The 15,446-nt window shown below is 49.4% G+C and carries 16 protein-coding genes; 8 read left to right on the top strand and 8 right to left on the bottom strand.

Annotated elements, in window-relative coordinates; translation table 11 throughout:
- Window positions 1–233: 233 nt before the first annotated feature.
- The 4 genes from NWF35_RS12490 to NWF35_RS12475 all read left to right on the top strand — a co-directional run bounded on the left by NWF35_RS12490 (window position 234) and on the right by NWF35_RS12475 (window position 4,612).
- Complete coding sequence (locus NWF35_RS12490) at window positions 234–1,409, top strand: glycine C-acetyltransferase (RefSeq protein ID WP_301239498.1); 1,176 nt, start codon at window positions 234–236, stop codon at window positions 1,407–1,409.
- 414 nt (window positions 1,410–1,823) lie between these two features.
- Window positions 1,824–2,912: a class II aldolase/adducin family protein gene (locus tag NWF35_RS12485; RefSeq protein ID WP_301239496.1), complete on the top strand. Its 1,089-nt coding sequence runs from the start codon at window positions 1,824–1,826 to the stop codon at window positions 2,910–2,912.
- Between the two features lie 13 nt (window positions 2,913–2,925).
- A complete protein-coding gene (locus tag NWF35_RS12480) occupies window positions 2,926–3,741 on the top strand; it encodes an SDR family NAD(P)-dependent oxidoreductase (protein ID WP_301239494.1) in 816 nt (271 codons plus the stop codon).
- A gap of 10 nt (window positions 3,742–3,751) precedes the next feature.
- Entirely contained in the window at window positions 3,752–4,612 is an 861-nt protein-coding gene (locus NWF35_RS12475) for a diacylglycerol/lipid kinase family protein (protein WP_301239502.1), read from the top strand.
- 336 nt (window positions 4,613–4,948) lie between these two features.
- On the opposite strand, the gene NWF35_RS12470 is transcribed toward NWF35_RS12475, so the two are convergent.
- Window positions 4,949–5,596 carry a hypothetical protein gene (locus NWF35_RS12470; protein WP_301239493.1) on the bottom strand — a complete coding sequence of 216 codons (648 nt, stop codon included), beginning with the start codon at window positions 5,594–5,596 and terminating at the stop codon, window positions 4,949–4,951.
- A 359-nt stretch (window positions 5,597–5,955) separates the two neighbouring features.
- On the bottom strand, window positions 5,956–6,303 hold the full coding sequence (locus tag NWF35_RS16885; RefSeq protein WP_363321619.1) for a DinB family protein: 348 nt from the start codon (window positions 6,301–6,303) through the stop codon (window positions 5,956–5,958).
- A gap of 286 nt (window positions 6,304–6,589) precedes the next feature.
- On the opposite strand from NWF35_RS16885, the gene NWF35_RS12460 reads away from it, so the two are divergent.
- Entirely contained in the window at window positions 6,590–7,264 is a 675-nt protein-coding gene (locus tag NWF35_RS12460; protein ID WP_301239491.1) for a type 1 glutamine amidotransferase domain-containing protein, read from the top strand.
- Window positions 7,265–7,595: 331 nt separating this feature from the next.
- Here NWF35_RS12460 and NWF35_RS12455 read toward each other — a convergent pair whose 3' ends face one another.
- Together NWF35_RS12455 and NWF35_RS12450 are read right to left on the bottom strand one after the other, a co-directional pair.
- Window positions 7,596–8,390: an enoyl-CoA hydratase gene (locus NWF35_RS12455; protein WP_301239489.1), complete on the bottom strand. Its 795-nt coding sequence runs from the start codon at window positions 8,388–8,390 to the stop codon at window positions 7,596–7,598.
- A complete protein-coding gene (locus NWF35_RS12450; protein WP_301239488.1) occupies window positions 8,387–10,051 on the bottom strand; it encodes an acyl--CoA ligase family protein in 1,665 nt (554 codons plus the stop codon). Before NWF35_RS12450 ends, NWF35_RS12455 begins: the two co-directional genes overlap by 4 nt.
- An 817-nt stretch (window positions 10,052–10,868) precedes the next feature.
- Between NWF35_RS12450 and NWF35_RS12445 the strand changes: the two genes are divergently transcribed.
- Window positions 10,869–11,147 (top strand): hypothetical protein, encoded by a 279-nt coding sequence (locus tag NWF35_RS12445; RefSeq protein ID WP_301239486.1) that lies wholly within the window; start codon window positions 10,869–10,871, stop codon window positions 11,145–11,147.
- Between the two features lie 775 nt (window positions 11,148–11,922).
- On the opposite strand, the gene NWF35_RS12440 is transcribed toward NWF35_RS12445, so the two are convergent.
- From NWF35_RS12440 to NWF35_RS12425, 4 genes are all read right to left on the bottom strand, one after another.
- Window positions 11,923–12,108, bottom strand: coding sequence for a hypothetical protein (locus tag NWF35_RS12440; protein ID WP_363321618.1), 186 nt, complete (start codon window positions 12,106–12,108; stop codon window positions 11,923–11,925).
- Between the two features lie 99 nt (window positions 12,109–12,207).
- Window positions 12,208–12,573: a hypothetical protein gene (locus tag NWF35_RS12435; protein WP_301239484.1), complete on the bottom strand. Its 366-nt coding sequence runs from the start codon at window positions 12,571–12,573 to the stop codon at window positions 12,208–12,210.
- 613 nt (window positions 12,574–13,186) lie between these two features.
- Window positions 13,187–13,516 (bottom strand): thermonuclease family protein, encoded by a 330-nt coding sequence (locus NWF35_RS12430; RefSeq protein WP_301239499.1) that lies wholly within the window; start codon window positions 13,514–13,516, stop codon window positions 13,187–13,189.
- Window positions 13,517–13,531: 15 nt separating this feature from the next.
- Window positions 13,532–13,744: a thermonuclease family protein gene (locus NWF35_RS12425; protein ID WP_301239483.1), complete on the bottom strand. Its 213-nt coding sequence runs from the start codon at window positions 13,742–13,744 to the stop codon at window positions 13,532–13,534.
- Window positions 13,745–14,007: 263 nt separating this feature from the next.
- On the opposite strand from NWF35_RS12425, the gene NWF35_RS12420 reads away from it, so the two are divergent.
- Complete coding sequence (locus tag NWF35_RS12420) at window positions 14,008–14,802, top strand: alpha/beta fold hydrolase (RefSeq protein WP_301239482.1); 795 nt, start codon at window positions 14,008–14,010, stop codon at window positions 14,800–14,802.
- Window positions 14,803–14,871: 69 nt separating this feature from the next.
- A complete protein-coding gene (locus NWF35_RS12415) occupies window positions 14,872–15,309 on the top strand; it encodes a dihydrofolate reductase family protein (protein WP_301239481.1) in 438 nt (145 codons plus the stop codon).
- The last annotated feature ends 137 nt before the right edge of the window (window positions 15,310–15,446 follow it).

Here is a 15,446-nt window from a genome sequence, read left to right as displayed (position 1 = left end):
GCCAAAGCCATTTCAGGGTTAGTAGCCTAGCACACTGGTAACAGGTGTGCCGCCCATCCGGGTACGTGCTAACCGGGTGGGATGGGCTGATGACACAGCCCTAGCTTGAGGGTTGCCCGAAACAGAAATGGACTGAGGGCGTTAACCACTCAAGAATCCCACGGCTTTAGCCGTGTGGAGTGTCAAAGTCGGCATTTTCATCATGAAGATCATCCATTTGAGGAGGGAACCTCGTGAAAGGGTTTGAACACCTGGAACAGGAAATCGCGCAATGGAAGGAAGAAGGAGTATTTCGTCCGCTGACGGAGCTGGAGTCGGATCAGGGTTCCAGGGTGATCATTCGCGGAAAAGAAGTGATTCAGCTCTCTTCTAACAACTATCTCGGTCTGACCACGCACCCCCGTTTGAAACAGGCGGCACTCGAAGGGGTGGAACGCTTTGGTGCGGGGACCGGTTCGGTGCGGACCATTGCCGGTACGTTTTCCATGCACGAAGAATTTGAGAAGCGGCTGGCCGAATTCAAACATACGGAAGCGGCATTGGTGTTCCAATCCGGCTTCACGGCCAACGTCGGGGTGATTTCGTCCATCCTGACCGAAGAAGACGTGGTGATCAGTGATGCGCTCAACCATGCCAGTATTATCGATGGCATCCGTCTGACCAAGGCGCAGCGCAGGATTTATCGTCACGCCGACTTAGATGATCTGGAAGCGGCGCTGAAGGAAACGCAATCAGCGCGCAAGCGACTGATTGTCACCGATGGTGTGTTCAGCATGGATGGCGATATCGCGCCGCTCCCGGACATCGTTGAGCTGGCTGAAAAGTATGATGCGCTGGTCATGGTGGACGATGCGCACGCCAGCGGTGTATTGGGCAAAAACGGTCGCGGAACAGTGGACCATTTCGGTCTGCACGGACGGGTTCATATCCAAGTGGGAACGCTGTCCAAAGCGATCGGGGTGTTGGGCGGTTATGTGGCCGGTCCGAAAGTATTGCGAGACTACCTCATTCACCGGGCACGCCCGTTCCTGTTCAGCACCTCCCACCCGCCGGCTGTCACCGCGGCTTGTCAGGCGGCGTTGGATGTCCTGCTGGAAGAACCCGAATTGATCGACCGACTGTGGGACAACACCCGTTTCTTCAAACAAGGGTTGGAATCGCTTGGCTTCAACACCGGCAAGAGCGAGACACCGATCACACCGGTCATCGTTGGTGAAGGGGCGAAAGCGATGGCGTTGTCTGACGCGTTATTCGAAGAGGGCGTCTATGCACAGGGCATTGCCTATCCGACTGTCCCAAAAGGCGAGGCACGTGTACGGACGATCGTGACCGCACAACATACCAAAGAAGAGCTGGAACAAGCGTTGCATGCATTTGAAAAAGCGGGCAAAAAGCTGGGGATTATCTAGGGCGTCTCTGGTAAAACCGTGAGGGAGCAAATGTTTTCCCAGGTGGAGCGACTTATCAAGTCTGGCCGAGCGAAGACACGGAAAGTGGAGGAATGAAGTCGTGAGTAACTTCCTCTAAGCGAAGGGTACTTTGCCCGCGTCTTGAGTTCCGGGTCGGATCGGCCATGACCTGCTTCCTTGCAGGGCGCAGGTGGAGCGAGCTGCGAAAGCGATTTACCAGACACTCTGGAATGTCGTGTTGTTTCGTGAATGGGAAAACGGCCACCCTTAGGTCCGAATTTCCCGTCCCCCTTGTTAGTCAATTACTTTAGCGCCTTCCGATTGATTCACGGTAGGCGCTTTTTGTTTTTAAACACATGAAAATCCCCCTGGTTGGAAACGATAACAGAAAATACCATACAGGGGTGTGAGAACATGAAGGCATTTTGCATGGTGGGAGATTGGCGAAAAACCCCCTCAATGGAACGGTTTGCGGATGGATTACGCCACGTGATGAAGGCGAATGGTTATGAATATATTGTAGAACCACGCTCGGATGTACAATTGGTGTTCAATTTCGTTGATCCGCTCCAGCCGCGTCATTTTCACCGGGAAGGAAAGGGCACCTTCGTGGTGACGGTGGCGGAGAACGACCAACCGGCATCCGACATCCTCAAAGCAGGCTACCCGATATTGGTTCGCTCACTGGGCAACATGATGATTTACTTGGATGCTTCCGGTGCAAAACCGCAAACGTATTTCATCACGTTGGAACAAGGATGTTATCCCGTAAGAGCAGATGATAACGAAGAGCGCTTTTACCAACGCGTGTTTGAACGTTTACGACCGCTGGCAACGGCCAAGTTGGTGATTGACAACCGGTTTGATCCGGATTTGCCGGAAGAATTGTGGCAGGGCGACCAGGTGACGGAAGGGATCAATAGGGCCGGAAAATGGTTGGACGGCATGAACCTGCTACCCACACCGTTTCCGCTCGAAGAATTGGTGTCTCCCCGTGAGTTGCGCCACATCAAGCGTTTGTACGGTATCGGCGGTCTCAGCTACGGCAATCTCAGTGCGCGAAAAGATCAAAATTCCTTCTGGATGAGTGCCAGTGGAGTCAATAAGGCGAATCTGGAGAGAGTGGGACAAGATATCCTGCTCATCAAAGGGTATGATGACAAAAACCAGGCGATGGAGATCAGTGTGCCGCCCCATGTAAAACCGCGTCGGGCATCCGTGGATGCGATTGAACATTGGATGATTTATACGGAACATCCTCAAGTTGGGGCGATTGTACACATTCATGCATGGATGGACGGTGTTCCCTCTACCGAAATCAATTATCCCTGTGGAACACTGGAGCTGGCCGAGGCGGTGGCGGAACACATCCGTCGCGCGGATGATCCTTCCCGTGCGGTGGTGGGGCTGAAAAATCACGGGTTAACGATCACGGGAAGGGATTTGGAAGACATTTTCGAACGGATCGACGGTAAGATCATTCCGCAGGTGCCGATGTCGTGAGGAGGAGAGGATCATGAGCGGGCGAATCGTATTGGTCACGGGGGCCACCGGCGGCATCGGGCGAGAAATCGTCCACCGATTGGCGGCACGGGGTGACCGACCGCTGTTGGTGGGCAGAAATGAAGCGACATTGCAAACGTTGGTACAGGAGGTGCCGGGCGGAGAGGCGATGGTGTGCGATGTGACAAAGCGGAATCAGGTTGAACGGCTCGTTGAGGATGTGATCAGCCGTTATGGCCGATTAGACGTCTTGATCAACAACGCGGGATACGGCCGCTTCGGTGGCGCGTTGGAGGTACCCATCGAAGAGTACGCCGGTATGATGGAGGCCAACTATCTGGGAGCAGTTCATATGAGCTTGGCTTTTCTGCCTCATATGTTGCAAAGTGGAGCAGGCCGCATCGTCAACATCGCTTCCATTGCAGGGTTGACGGGTGCTCCCAATCTGGCAGGATATTGTGCCTCCAAGTTTGCACTGCTCGGGTTTTCGGAATCGCTTCAAATGGAATTCGCGCCGCGGATTCAAGTGAGTGTGCTTTGTCCGGGGCCGGTAGATACGCCGTTCTTCCGTGGCGTGTCTCCGTTCCGTTATTTTCCGTCTCCGATCGCTCGCCGGACATTGCCGCCATCCGTGGTGGCCGAGCACACGCTTCGCTTGATCGATCGCCCCGGGATCAAAGTGATCCCCCGGTCGCTGGGCATGGCCATCCGTCTGCGTCGCTGGTTTCCCCGGATGGCCGTACGCTTGACGGGTCACCTGTACCATACGCTCCGGAAACAAAAGTCCGTATCCGCCGTCTCCTCTTCACCGGGAAGGAGTGAATCCTGACGTGTACATCATGATCGTCAACCCTGTCTCGGGCAACGGGAGAGGACGGAAAGTATGGAAACGTGTACGCCCGTTGTTGAAGCAGGCAGGGCTCCCGTATCGTGTTTATTTTACCACCGGTCGTGGTCACGCGACCGTACTGTCCCGTCAAGCGGTGGAATCTCCTCAAGTGGAAGCGGTGGTGGCCATAGGCGGTGATGGAACGGTTCACGAGGTGGGCAACGCATTGGTAGGGACGAATGTCCCGCTCGGCTATCTTCCGGCTGGTTCAGGAAATGACTTTGCAGTCGCCCATCGCATTCCCCTTGACCCACAGAAAGCGTGGGAGCGCGTATTGCACGGCAGGAGCCGTGCGGTAGACACGGCCCGGATCGGGGAACGCTTTATGATCGGTTTCATGGGGATCGGTTTTGATGCCGCGGTGGCCAAACGGGTGAATGAATCCCGCTGGAAACGCTTCGGGAAGTTTGTCTATGCGGGTGGTGTGTTGAGAGAGTGGTCGCGATTTCATCCTGTGAATGTACAGATCACGATGGACGGCAATTTGTACGATCTGGATCGGGTGTGGTTGATTGCGGCGACCCATATTCCCAACTATGCGGGAGGAATGCAGATTTGTCCGGGAGCAGAAGATGACGACGGTCAGTTGGACATCTGTTGCGTAAGGGATATCTCCCGTCGCACCTTTTTGCGTTTGTTTCCCTCGGTATATCGTGGAACTCATGTGGACCAGCCGTTTATCCAGTTTCAACGTGCCAGGCAGTTCACAGTCTCCTCAGAAACGCCGCTCCTGGTTCACGCGGACGGTGAGGTCATCGGCCAAACCCCGATTACGGTAACAGTATTACCGCGGTCGTTGCAAGTACTATAAGCGTGATCAACGAATTCACGTTTGTGACGGTATTCATCCCATTCACGAACGTCCGTTTTTCGCCTACTCATGATGGATTCAATCGTGTATGATATCAAACCTAATGGGAATATGGCGGATGATGGTTCGACCAATCAGAGTCTCAAACAACCATCTGAATTTTATCTCCTTGACAAAGGAATTGAGATTGATTTTGTGTCCTGCGCTTTCACTGGTTTTTGAGCAGAAAATGTCCGCTGAGTGTATTTAGCGGAGATAAGAGGGCTTTGCTCGTTATTCCCTACACGATGAAACACGAAGTTTACACAAAAAAGGAGGGAATTGTTGCCGTGCCACTCATCGAAATATTTTATAGATTTCTTCTATTGCATATTCAAAGCTGCCATCAGAATTTAATACAATCCCCTGCCGTATCCTCTCGTAAAAAGTAGTTCTACGAGCTCTTCGAGCAATGTTGACGTAATGATTGAACCAACTTAACTCAGCACCTTGTTCCTGGTCGATACTTAATGGATTAAGACTCCGATAGGGCTTCCCCTCTGCTTGCCTTTGTATCCTGCGAGAGAGAATATCCGATCGGGGAGCGACCACTAATATAAACCCCAATTTAGTTACTGTTTGCGCCAGTAATTTGACCAGTTTACGATCAATACCGCTTTGGTAGGGTTCAGACAGATCCTCAACCGTTTTTTGTTGGCGTGCCAGAGATGTACTAAAATTCACCTGAACGCCATAGTGTACATCTAAAACAACGCGTTTGTATTCTGGAATGACTTCATTCAACAATATATTTGTGGCATCTTTGATTAATATGTCGTAATGGTCGGGAATGACAGACCTATCTAGCCCCTTTCGCACACCTGCCTCTAGTAACGCCCACTTGAGTTTGTATCTCTTCATGCCGAATTTTTCCTCTAGAATTGTGGTAATCTCAGTTTTACCAGCAGCTGATGCACCGCCGACAAAACAGACTTCACCGTTCAAACCGTTGTCTCCTTCCTTCCAATAATTCAATCAACTCTTGAGGGTACCTCTAAATGTCCGGCCTTCGTTTTTTTGCAAGGAGTGTCTCAATAAACTCTATTTTTAATTATAAAGTTCACAATCAATACCTAACGTTCGATTTACGATGAACTCTTATTTCTTATCTGGAAACTGGTGGATCTCTTTTTTGAGGATATTGGAATGATTCTTATAAAATAACTTTAAGTGTTTTATATTTGCTTGGTGGTATCGACTATGGTCCGCAATATGCCAAATGCCCCAACGTATAGTAGCTTCTGCACCATTTTCATAATATACACGCCGGTTTAAATCAGCATCTGTCAATCACACAAACAGATTCACATCTGTTGGACTTGGTCATATTCATGCAACAGCTGTTCTAATGATACGCCCCTAACCAACGGAATACGTCCATGCTCGTCAAACATGGGCCCGTATATTTGTTTATGCTCTTCACTAATAGTTTCTCCTTTAAAACAATAAACCCAATTCAGATCCACTACGGCAAGATGTCTGAGTAGTTGGGCTGTACTGTATAAATCTCCATTTGGCCCTCTATAATCAATTTCTTCCTGAGTCATGTTCCTAACTAGTTCTTTAAGACGAAGATATGTATCAGATACAGTTGCATGTAGGAGACCAACAATGTGATCCATTTTGTTATTAGGTCTAAGATCAAATAGCATCGGAAGTTTCGTCCTTTCAAGAGTAGTCTAGGGTATCTCATATTTTATTATATCGCTATCCTTAAGTTCCGAGTTTAAATCGGGACGGGTACCGACTTCTTTTCAAAGCCGGTTTATTCGATATAGACTGACTGCTAAGGCTCCAACATCTCCAGCACCACATTCTGTTGCCGAGCCGTCGTCAAGCGATCCGCCATATTGGGCGTTTCTGGTATACCCCTTGGGGATATGATAATAGTTGGTAAGACTATTCACCATAGAACATCAAATAAAGGAGGAATGGATGATGCCAAACACAAAACGTATACTGATGGTGGTTACCAACCACACCAAAATCACAGATGATCATAAAAGCGGTCTTTGGTTGGAGGAGTTTGCTGTCCCCTATAATGTCTTTAAAGAAAAAGGCTATGATGTGAAAGTGACCAGTATTAAAGGTGGGGAAGTTCCGCTTGATCCCAAGAGTGTTCCGGAAGAAAAGAAACCCGAATGGGAAGCGGCAGAAGAGGAATTAAAAAACACCACCCAATTAAGCAAGGATGATGCAAAGGGATTTGATGCGGTTTTTCTCCCGGGAGGACACGGTACCATGTTTGATTTTCCCGAAAACGAGACCTTACAATACGTATTGCAGCAATTTGCAGAGGATGGCAAAGTGGTCGGGGCTGTTTGTCATGGTCCATCCGGTCTGGTAAATGTCACATATAAGGACGGAACACCATTGGTTAAAGGCAAAAATGTCACTTGCTTTACCAATGAAGAAGAAAGAGAGACGGGATTGGCCCAGCATATGCCGTTTTTGCTTGAATCCAAACTGCGAGAAAAAGGCGGGAAATTTGTCTGTGGTGAAAAATGGACAGACTTCTCTGTTCGCGATGGAAATTTAGTAACAGGGCAAAATCCGATGTCCAGCAAAAGCACAGCAGAGAAAGTGATTGATGCGATAGAAAATCCAGCATAGATCAAGACAAGGAAGTAAGCTCCACCCCCGGAAGGTTGATCCCACCGGGGGTTTTTTGATACCTCTAGTAGAGGTTCTTTTTTGTCTCTAAACACTCGTAACAGAAATGAGTTCGTTTTTGAGACTAATAGTCTACTATGGTCAGGTATAATGTCGAACCCAAAGAAAATACCCAGCCTTTGCTGGGCCTAGAGCAGGCACCAAAAGGTGCCTGCTCTATTCTTAAATCGAGTGGCTTAATAAACGGTCTTTAAGGGGGTATATGATATTGCGAACCAATCGGTGAAAAGTGTGATCCTCCTAAATACCACCGTTAAAAAACGCCGCCGACTCATTGGTGGCGCCACCGGGGCGGACGTTTTTGCAGGAAGGCGCACATCCCTTCTTGGGCATCCATCGCCGTGGCGTTCAGAGACATCACTTCCTTGGCGTAAGCATAGGCCTGAGGTTGCGGCATCTCCAGCTGCCGGTAGAAGGCCTGCTTCCCAATCCCCACTGTAAAGGAGCTGGCTGCAGCAATCTTAGCGGCCAGTTCCCGGGTTTCCTCTTCCAGCCGGTCCGCAGGGACCACCCTATTAATCAATCCCACTTCCAAGGCCTCACGGGCGGAGATTGGTTCACCGGTCAACAGCATCTCCATCGCTTTCTTCCGTCCCACAGCGCGGCTCAAGGCCACCATCGGCGTGGAACAGAACAACCCGATCTTCACTCCCGGCGTGGCGAAACGGGCTTCTTCTGAAGCGACCGCCAAATCGCAGGTGGCTACCAGCTGGCAGCCGGCCGCAGTGGCCATTCCGTGCACCTGGGCAATGACCGGTTGTGGGATGGATTGGATTGTTTCCATCAGCTCCGTGCACACGTCGAACAGCCGCCGGTAAAAGGATGCATCCCGGTCGACCATTTCGCTCAAGTCGTGCCCTGCGCAAAAGGCTGGCCCCTCCCCTTTCAGAAGGACGACGGCCACTTCCTTGCTACGTCCCACGGAACGAAGGAAGTCTATCAACTCCTCCATGTGTTCTTCAGAAAGAGCGTTCCGCCGCTCGGGGCGGTTCATTACGACGACAGCCACTCTCCCTTCAGTTTGAGTACGGATATGATGATAGCTTTTCGCCCGCACTATGCTCACGAGAATCCCCCCTGGTTTGCGAGTTGGGCCTCTTTTTCAGCCCGCGCCTGTTCCCGCAGTTTAAACTTCTGCACCTTACCCGTCGACGTCTTTGGCAGGGGACCGAATGCCACTTCTTTCGGACATTTGTAATGGGCCAGCCGTTCCCGGGTAAAGGCGATAACCTCTTCTTCCGTTAGCTGGGCCCCGGGCCGGAGGGTGACAAAGGCCTTCGGCACCTCTCCCCAGTACGGATCGGGGACGCCCACCACCGCCGCTTCCAGAATATCCGGGTGCTGATACAGAACACGCTCTACCTCGATCGTGGAGATGTTGACCCCTCCGCTGATGATGATATCCTTCTTCCGGTCTTTCAGCTCGATATACCCATCGGGATGCATCACAGCCAAGTCACCGGAGTGGAACCATCCACCCCGGAAGGCCTCCGCTGTCGCCTCTTCGTCTCGGAAGTACCCCTTCATGACGTTGTTTCCCCGCATGATTACTTCGCCCACAGTCTCCCCATCCGCGGGGATGTCCTCCATGTTTTCGTCCACCACCCGGAGTTCCGGTGCATGGATGTAACCGACCCCTTGCCGACCCTTGAGCAGGGCCCGTCTCTTCGAGTCTTCGCCGTTCCACTCCTCCTTCCACTCGCAAACCGTGTGGGGGCCGTAGGTTTCTGTAAGACCGTATACATGGATAACCTGAGCCCCCATCCCTTCCGCCCGCTCAATCACCGCCGGAGGCGGCGGGGATGCCGCCGTTACGATACGCAGCGGCCGGGGGAAGCGGTAGCCGGAAGGAGCATCGGCGGTCATCTTGATGATCACCGTGGGAGCGGCGCACAGATGAGTCACCATTTCTTTCTCGATAAGGCGGAAGATGTCCTCGGACCGCACCTTCGGCAGACAGACGTGAAGCGCCCCCACTCCGGTGACGGCCCAGGGATAGCACCAACCGTTGCAGTGATACATCGGCAGGGTGTGTAGGTAGACACTGGAAGCGTTCAACCCTGCCTCCACGATCTCTCCCATCGCGTTGAGATAGGCTCCTCGGTGTGTGTACATCACCCCCTTGGGGCGACCTGTCGTACCGCTGGTGTAGTTGATGCTGATGGTCTGGTCCTCGTCATCCACCATGTAGACGAAAGGATCGCCACTTCCATCCTCCAGGAAGGCTTCATAAGTTCGACCCGTCGCCAACGCCCCTTGCTCCCTCGGACCGGTCCAGATCACCTGCTCCAAGTGTTCCAACTCGTTCCACACCGGCTCCAGGAGGTGACCCAACTCCCCATGGAGGATTATGGCTTTGGCTTCGGAGTGCTGGAGAATGTACTTCACCTCTTCAGAAGAGAGTAGCCGGTTGATCGGCACCAGCACGGCTCCAATCTGGGGGACGGCGAAATAGGCCTCCAGGAACTCTACAGTGTTGGGAGACAACACCGCTACCCGGTCTCCCTTTCCAATCCCCGCCTTGCGCAGGGCACTAGCCAACCGATAGACGCGGGAACCAAACTCCGCGTAGGTGAAACGGCGTTCCCCGTCGACGACAGCCGTTTTTTCTGGAAAAGCGTGCAAGGCTCTCTCCAGAAACATAATTGGGGTTAAGAGGGAACGATGAACTGGAAGACCCTTCCATTGTGCTTTGGACCACACTTTTTGGAACAACGGTTTCTCCATGGCCTCCCCTCCTCCAATCTTTTCGTCCAATTATACCAAAAGTTCAGTCTAATTTCAGCGTGATCAAAAGGGTGGCGCAAACAGAAGCAGTCAGTACTGCCGACAGTGACCGGGTCCAGGCACGATCGAAGCCAGTAGCCTTTCTCGGCGGGATGGCGTTTTTATAGCGATAGGATGTAGCAGATTTTAATGTTCTCCTCCCGGCGGGGAAGGGGAGAGGGGGAACCCTCGCTTTTTTGTGTGAGGATGTGATCAACGCGACTCAACTTTTCATCGCTTTACATAACACTTTGGCGGGAAAATACCCTCAAAAGAAAAAACGGACGCCTCAGAGGCCAACTTTCTGATGTTAATTTTGTTAAATATATCACATATTGTATATAGGATGTAGAAGATAAGATTTGAATAACAGCACGATATAAGAAAATCACTGTCATAATATCGTCACTTATTTTGTGTAATTTATCACAAATTGTTTTGCAATCCTTTTATATACTGAAAATGCAAGGGCTCCACTAATCTAAGGGTGTTGGGAAGAGATGAAACCGTCTCCTATCTGCCCACCTTGTCCACCCTCACCATCTCGGCGCGGAAACCGCGCTTTTTTTTTTTTTTTTTTTTTGATATGGCCCTAAACGTTCTTCGGACCATTGAAAGTGGGATCTATGACGCATTTCTGTTGCATAACATATCATTATTTTATATACTGTTATATAACATACAAGCCCTCGCATAGCACCAAAAGGGGGGATCCACGATAACAAAATTTCCTCGAGTTCTGACAGTTGGTTTGAAACTTACTGACGAAGAAATCAAGGTGTTGGATCAACTGGTAGAGAAAAAAGGTGAAACTATTTCGCGGTTTGTGACGAAATTGGTGCTTAAGTCGATTGAGAAGGAAAAAGATGAAGAAGCTCGCCGGACCATGTGCCCTGCGCACCAAAACCCTCAAAGGATCAACGATAGGGTTTTAGACTCAATAGCATTTGAAGACGAACAACAGCTATGGTTGCGATATTTGTGTGGAGCTGGTGGTGATCAGTGGACGAACGTTAGTATGGGTGATTCCAAATCAAATAGTGGCTCGAGTCATTAAGGATCGATCCTCTGGTGTATATAGGAAAAAGTCAACTCAACCCTTGTTTCATTTGTATACAGTGAAAATTCCATGTATACAAGGGTTTTGAGCGTATACAAGAGGCAGAGAGAGCATCCGTCGGTGCTGGTTGATTTACTCCGTTTCCCATCTCTTGATGTAACAACGAAATGATACAATAAAACCAGAATCCCCCGTACATACGAAAGGTAGGGGGATTATTGTGTTTATTGAGCCAATGTGCTTACACAATTAATCCGATCGACTTTTTGATGATGATCATCGCTGAACCGAAGATGGACGGTTTTCGACTGATCCTTTCTACCGTGGACGGAATACGGGCGTACACACGGCATGGGAACGAGGTGACGGGTCGGTTTCCTGACTTAATCTGTCATCGGTGCGTCGGGGGCGGTACTGGATGGCGAGTTGATCGTAACTGGCGATGGCGGCCGTCCAAATTTTTGTAGCAGTTATGAGACGATTGCAGGCAAAGAAGTTGTTTACTCCAAAATGGATATTTACTGCAGATGCTGGACGTGATCCAGGCGGACCATCAATTATTAATCTGCACGTACAGCATCGATGAGATATCTCGCAGCGGAAACGACCGGAAGCGCTGACGGAGTGGGACGGTCTGTTGTCCCGACTCCGCTTTGAACTTATCCAAACACCCAATAGGCCGGATGGGGGCAATTAATCCTGTACAATTCCAGGCTTCATCACCTTTTAGATGTTGAAAAAGATGACTGTCTGGTAGGTGTTGATCAGGTAGTCAAGTGTCTGTACACTTGCCTTTTTCATCTTCAGCAATGGATTTAGTATCCCAATCAGATTTTCGTTTTTCCTGGCAATCAAAACATAAAATCTTGCCCTCATCCACGATCCCGTTCAAAAAACCATCGGTGCAATAGACATCTTTCGCGCAACATACACACGGCCCTACTAGTTCTCTCATCATTAATTCATCTCCTATTCAGTAATGAAAGAAAATCTGCGCGAGCGTCAGCTTGATCGGAAAAAATGCCGCAAACCGAAGAAGTTGAAGTGGACGCGGTTGCTAAACCTCATAGGGAAATAACATCAATACGATTATCATGAACATGGAGACAGTCGTAAGGATAGCGAGAAAGCGAACTTTTCGCATCCATGGTTCAAGTTCATATTGACCGGGGGACTTGAGAAAATGACGGATGTGATAGCCAAACAACCCACCGAAAGCACCGATCGCCACATATGTGAGTGCCACAAGAATCGTCCACCGGGTGGAATATTCTCCTTGCGTGTATAAGTAACCGCCCGTAAACAATTGAACGACGAGAATCCATTGTGTGATAAAGTTCATCCGGTACAATACTTGGAGAACGGATCTTTTTTGAATAAACATTTTTTGCAATAAAAAGGGCAATAAGAGGTAGAATCCCATTCCAATCGCCCCTAGAACGTGAAAAAATAAATTGATCTTTACCAAAATCGTTTCCCCCTTCTCAAAATAGATTTATCCATCTTTAAATTTATTTCCAACACTTCATTTTCTGAGCCGGGGAAAACCCCGTCTTTTCCCAAAATTTTGGCCTCTGACGGATCCAAAATCAAAAAGACAGTCCATCCCCATCTCCTCCTGATCAATCCGTATTTTCGTACTGACAGTCAGCTCGTTGTTGGACGAAGAGTCAACAGGTAATCAACCACCTTTTTAGCGATTCTGCCTATGAAAGGTTAATTCCCGTCCTCATTACGATCCAACCGAGATCCGTACCAACAATTGTTCGTCCCACATCTATGCGGGAAGATGAACGGGATGACGGGAAGATTAGTAAATCATCAACCTCCAGGGTCTCCAGCTCCTTAACAGTTGTTGTTGATCCATTCTGTGCCTGCCTCCGTCTGCACGTATCTTCATGGTAACTGATCACAGGCGATACCGTCATGATCCAAATCCTGCTTGTATGGATCGCCAGGTTGATGGGATTCAAAGAATCGTTGCGCTTCTTTTTGTGTTTTTAAATCTGTACAATCTACGTCACCGGTGGTTTTTTTTACCGGCGCAGGAGGTGTACTTTCACACCATTTTCCGGGGGCAAAACCGTTAACAGTGACGTAACCGGGGCATTTCCAGATACCAATGTGCTTTGTTCGGGCGACGTTCTCCGTTTTCCGAAACTCAGCAAGGTGTCGACGCTTTCGCCTATGTAGCCAACGCGGGCAAGGCCTTGTTTCAGCAATTCCTCTTGAACGCTCTTTCCGTCAGCATATACATAAGCAAGCATGCGACCATATTTATCACGCTTTTCAACGTCAAACTCCAAGGTGATGTGCTTTGCATGGGTCAGTAGGTTTTTGGTGAATGCACTTGCTTCAGAGCCCAGTGGTTGCTTTCCTTTTTACGGGTGGTGCGTCTCAGGAGTGTCTACGAGAAGGAACCTTACTGTCTCAACTTTCCCATTGATCTTAAATATTGTGGTGTCACCGTCCACTACCTTCACAAATTGAGCCGGTTGGAACTGTTTGGGATTCCAAACGGGATCAGCTTTTTGATCAACACAGCCAGTCAAAACGAGCATGACCAACAATATCAAGGTAAATAATTTCTTCATTCCACAGCCCTCCCTCTCTACGATTTCTTTTTGGTGTTGATGGGGTTGTAAGGAATTACTGCTCATAAAAACGAACGTATATTCCCATAATATAATTATGGGGTGGTTCAAGTGAAGTGGTTGGATCGCTGTAACAAACTATGGATTGAACAAAGGATTATCCTGCCGGAGCATGAGGTGCTAATTCACGATCTAGAGAGGAAGCAGAAGGTGTTTCAGCCGCCGGAGTTGTGAAGATCAACATTAAAGGATGTGGGGAATGAATGAAACCTGAGGGAGCTTACACGAGAGGTTTTTTTGAGGGGCCTGACAACACCTCATTGTCGTTTATTGACTACGGAGGTGACGGACTGCCTCTTCTGGCATTGCACGGCCACATGAATGAGGGGCGTTTCGTGCAAGGTCTGGCCGATGCGATCCGCGATGACTACCGCGTGATCGCGCTGGATCAGCGGGGGCACGGTGAATCCAGTCGGCCGTCTAGCTTCGCCAATGACCGGTATGTCGACGACGCGTTAGCACTGCTGGATTATCTGGGTGTGCAGAAAGCCGTAGTTCTCGGTCACTCACTCGGCGGCGTGGTCGCTTACCGATTAGCGGCTAGTCGACCCGAACGAGTTCTCGCTCTTATCGTTGTAGATATCGGTGCGGTTGTTGACAATGACCTGACGTTTGTGGCTAGCTGGCCACACAGAGCGCCAACGCAGGAGGAGCTAATTGCGGCTTTGGGTCACTTGGGGCCGGCTCACGCGTATTCAATGCGTCAGTACGAATATGGTTGGGGATTGCCTTTCGTAGCAGAAGACATGATCATTTCGCAGCGTGAACTGAATGGTGACTACTGGAACGACTGGTTAGCCTCCAGGGTTCCGGCTTTGCTCCTACACGGAACGCAAAGCAAAGTCCTTTCATATGAACATGCGGAAGAAATGGCTCGTAAGAGACCGAATACAACCCTCGTTCAAATCAATGCCGGTCATGCGATATATTACGACAATCCTGATAGGTACGTGGCGGAGATCCAAAATTTTCTCAAGAGCGTCGGTCAGACGCTATAGCAACATCGAGAAATGGTCGTTTATGCTTAGAATGACGCGTCGCCACAAAACCCGTAAAGGAGCATGTATATGAGAAAAGTTATAATGTTCAATAGGATTTCTATTGATGGCTTTTTTGCTGGACTCAACGGAGAAATTGATTGGTTTGTAAATGACACCGAGGTTGATAAAGCGTTGCATGAAATGATGCAACCCGACACTATTTTATTTGGCAAAGTAACCTATCAGATGTTTGAAAGTTTTTGGCCACATGTAGCGACCGATCCAAATGCTCCCCAAGAGGCCCGGATTCTGGCCAACGAATTAAATCAGATGACCAAAGTGGTTTTTTCAAAAACCCTGAAAGAAGTTACTTGGGAGAATTCCAAACTTGTTAAAGGTGATGTTACAAATGAAGTAAGCAGGTTAAAACAAGGGGAAGGTCCTGATATCGTAATATTTGGCAGCGGTACGATTGTACAGCAGCTTGCGGATGAAGGGTTAATTGACGAATATTTGAGTGCGTAACTCCGGTTGTTTTAGAAAAATGGGGGAGCGCGAGGGGGCTGTAATCCCCCTCAATTTATTGAGGGGATACACGGACCCCCTCGCATTTTTATAGATTGACAATTCCTTTATATTGATATTACCATAATGGTATGAAA

This window comes from Polycladomyces subterraneus, assembly GCF_030433435.1.
Taxonomy (GTDB): Bacteria; Bacillota; Bacilli; order Thermoactinomycetales; family JIR-001; genus Polycladomyces; species Polycladomyces subterraneus.
Note: the sequence above shows the minus strand (reverse complement) of the source record. Positions and strands in the feature narration are given on the sequence as shown.

What these genes read in the sequence shown, in the direction of transcription:
- NWF35_RS12485 (WP_301239496.1), top strand. Translation starts at nt 1,824, where the DNA reads ATGAAGGCATTTTGCATGGTGGGAGATTGGCGAAAAACCCCCTCAATG.
- NWF35_RS12480 (WP_301239494.1), top strand. Translation starts at nt 2,926, where the DNA reads ATGAGCGGGCGAATCGTATTGGTCACGGGGGCCACCGGCGGCATCGGG.
- NWF35_RS12475 (WP_301239502.1), top strand. Translation starts at nt 3,752, where the DNA reads ATGATCGTCAACCCTGTCTCGGGCAACGGGAGAGGACGGAAAGTATGG.
- NWF35_RS16885 (WP_363321619.1), bottom strand. Translation starts at nt 6,303, where the DNA reads ATGCTATTTGATCTTAGACCTAATAACAAAATGGATCACATTGTTGGT.
- NWF35_RS12460 (WP_301239491.1), top strand. Translation starts at nt 6,590, where the DNA reads ATGCCAAACACAAAACGTATACTGATGGTGGTTACCAACCACACCAAA.
- NWF35_RS12450 (WP_301239488.1), bottom strand. Translation starts at nt 10,051, where the DNA reads ATGGAGAAACCGTTGTTCCAAAAAGTGTGGTCCAAAGCACAATGGAAG.
- NWF35_RS12440 (WP_363321618.1), bottom strand. Translation starts at nt 12,108, where the DNA reads ATGATGAGAGAACTAGTAGGGCCGTGTGTATGTTGCGCGAAAGATGTC.
- NWF35_RS12435 (WP_301239484.1), bottom strand. Translation starts at nt 12,573, where the DNA reads ATGGGATTCTACCTCTTATTGCCCTTTTTATTGCAAAAAATGTTTATT.
- NWF35_RS12425 (WP_301239483.1), bottom strand. Translation starts at nt 13,744, where the DNA reads ATGAAGAAATTATTTACCTTGATATTGTTGGTCATGCTCGTTTTGACT.
- NWF35_RS12420 (WP_301239482.1), top strand. Translation starts at nt 14,008, where the DNA reads ATGAAACCTGAGGGAGCTTACACGAGAGGTTTTTTTGAGGGGCCTGAC.
- NWF35_RS12415 (WP_301239481.1), top strand. Translation starts at nt 14,872, where the DNA reads ATGAGAAAAGTTATAATGTTCAATAGGATTTCTATTGATGGCTTTTTT.